Genomic DNA, 2,400 nt, shown 5'->3' with positions numbered 1-2,400 from the left:
AGTCCCGGTTCGCCGCCCGGACGCACGGCTTCGCGGACACCGGAGCCGAGGAGCCGGTCGCCCCGCGCGGCCGGTGAGCCGCCACGCGGCCCGGACGGCTCCGCCCCGGCCGGGCACATGGCCGGCCGGGGCGGAGCACCAAGGGGGTCGCTCGCGTCAGCTCAGGGACGCCAGCGCCTCGTTCCACGTGGTGGACGGACGCATCACCGCGGCGGCCTTGGCCGGGTCGGGCTGGAAGTAGCCGCCGATCTCGGCGGGCTTGCCCTGGACGGCGTTCAGCTCCTCGACGATCTTCGCTTCGTTGGCGGAGAGGGTCTCGGCGAGCGGCGCGAACGCCTTCGCCAGGTCCGCGTCGTCGCTCTGCGCGGCCAGCTCCTGCGCCCAGTACAGGGACAGGTAGAAGTGGCTGCCGCGGTTGTCGATGCCGCCGACGCGACGGGTCGGGGACTTGTCCTCGTTGAGGAAGGTCGCCGTGGCGCGGTCGAGGGTGTCGGCGAGCACCTTGGCACGGCCGTTGCCCGTGGCCTCGGCGTACTGCTCCAGCGACGGCACCAGCGCGAAGAACTCACCGAGGGAGTCCCAGCGCAGGTAGTTCTCCTTGACCAGCTGCTGCACGTGCTTCGGCGCCGAGCCGCCCGCGCCCGTCTCGAACAGGCCGCCGCCCGCCATCAGCGGGACGACCGACAGCATCTTGGCGCTGGTGCCCAGCTCCAGGATCGGGAACAGGTCGGTCAGGTAGTCGCGCAGGACGTTGCCGGTGACGGAGATGGTGTTCTCGCCGCGGCGGATGCGCTCCACCGACAGCTTGGTCGCCTCGACCGGGGCGAGGATGCGGATGTCCAGGCCCTCGGTGTCGTGTTCGGGCAGGTACTGCTTCACCTTGGCGATCAGGTTGGCGTCGTGCGCGCGGGTCTCGTCCAGCCAGAAGACGGCCGGGTCGCCGGTGGCGCGGGCGCGCGTGACGGCCAGCTTCACCCAGTCGCGGATCGGGGCGTCCTTGGTCTGGCAGGCGCGGAAGATGTCACCGGCGGAGACGGCCTGCTCGAGGACCACGTCGCCGTTGCCGTCGACCAGACGGACCGTGCCCGTGACGGGGATCTCGAAGGTCTTGTCGTGGCTGCCGTACTCCTCGGCCTTCTGCGCCATCAGACCGACGTTCGGCACCGAGCCCATGGTGGACGGGTCGTAGGCGCCGTTGGCCCGGCAGTCCTCGATCACGGCCTGGTAGACGCCGGAGTAGCTGGAGTCCGGCAGGACGGCGAGGGTGTCGGCCTCCTGGCCGTCGGGGCCCCACATGTGGCCGGAGGTGCGGATCATGGCCGGCATGGAGGCGTCGACGATGACGTCCGAGGGGACGTGCAGGTTGGTGATGCCCTTGTCGGAGTCGACCATCGCCAGCTCCGGGCCCTCGGCGAGCTCGGCGTCGAAGGACGCCTTGATCTCGGCGCCCTCGGGCAGGGACTCCAGGCCCTTGTAGATGCCGCCCAGGCCGTCGTTCGGGGTGAGGCCGGCCGCGGCGAGCTTGTCGCCGTACTGCGCGAACGTCTTCGGGAAGAAGGCGCGCACCACGTGGCCGAAGACGATCGGGTCGGAGACCTTCATCATCGTGGCCTTCAGGTGCACGGAGAACAGCACGCCCTCCTGCTTGGCGCGGGCGACCTGCGCGGTCAGGAACTCGCGCAGCGCGGCGACGCGCATCACGGAGGCGTCGACGACCTCGCCCTTCAGGACGGGCACGGACTCGCGCAGCACGGTGGTGGTGCCGTCGTCGCCCTTGAGCTCGATGCGCAGCGCGCCGTCCTCGGCGATGACGGCCGACTTCTCGGTGGAGCGGAAGTCGTCCGCGCCCATGGTGGCGACGTTGGTCTTGGACTCGGCGGTCCAGGCGCCCATGCGGTGCGGGTGGTTCTTGGCGTAGTTCTTCACCGAGGCGGGGGCGCGGCGGTCGGAGTTGCCCTCACGCAGCACCGGGTTGACGGCCGAACCCTTGACCTTGTCGTAGCGGGCGCGGATGTCGCGCTCCTCGTCGGTCTTCGGGTCGTCCGGGTAGGCCGGCAGCGCGTAGCCCTGACCCTGCAGCTCGGCGATCGCGGCCTTGAGCTGCGGGATCGACGCCGAGATGTTCGGCAGCTTGATGATGTTGGCCGCCGGCGTCTTGGCCAGCTCACCGAGCTCCGAGAGGGCGTCCGGGATGCGCTGGTCCTCGGCCAGGTACTCCGGGAACAGGGCGATGATGCGCCCGGCCAGCGAGATGTCACGCGTCTCCACGGTGACACCCGCCTGCGAGGCGTACGCCTGGACCACCGGCAGGAAGGAATACGTCGCCAGGGCCGGGGCCTCGTCAGTGTGCGTATAGATGATGGTCGAGTCAGTCACCGGGTGCTCCGCTCCACGTCTGCA

General features: G+C 70.4%; 1 protein-coding gene. It reads right to left on the bottom strand.

Translation table 11 applies throughout. The features are described 5' to 3' along the window. Window positions 1-156: 156 nt before the first annotated feature. On the bottom strand, window positions 157-2,376 hold the full coding sequence (locus B7767_RS37760) for an NADP-dependent isocitrate dehydrogenase (RefSeq protein WP_085575931.1): 2,220 nt from the start codon (window positions 2,374-2,376) through the stop codon (window positions 157-159). Between the last annotated feature and the right edge of the window lie 24 nt (window positions 2,377-2,400).

It is taken from the genome of Streptomyces sp. 13-12-16 (assembly GCF_002114215.1).
In the GTDB taxonomy this organism is placed as follows: Bacteria; Actinomycetota; Actinomycetes; order Streptomycetales; family Streptomycetaceae; genus Streptomyces.
Note: the sequence above shows the minus strand (reverse complement) of the source record. Positions and strands in the feature narration are given on the sequence as shown.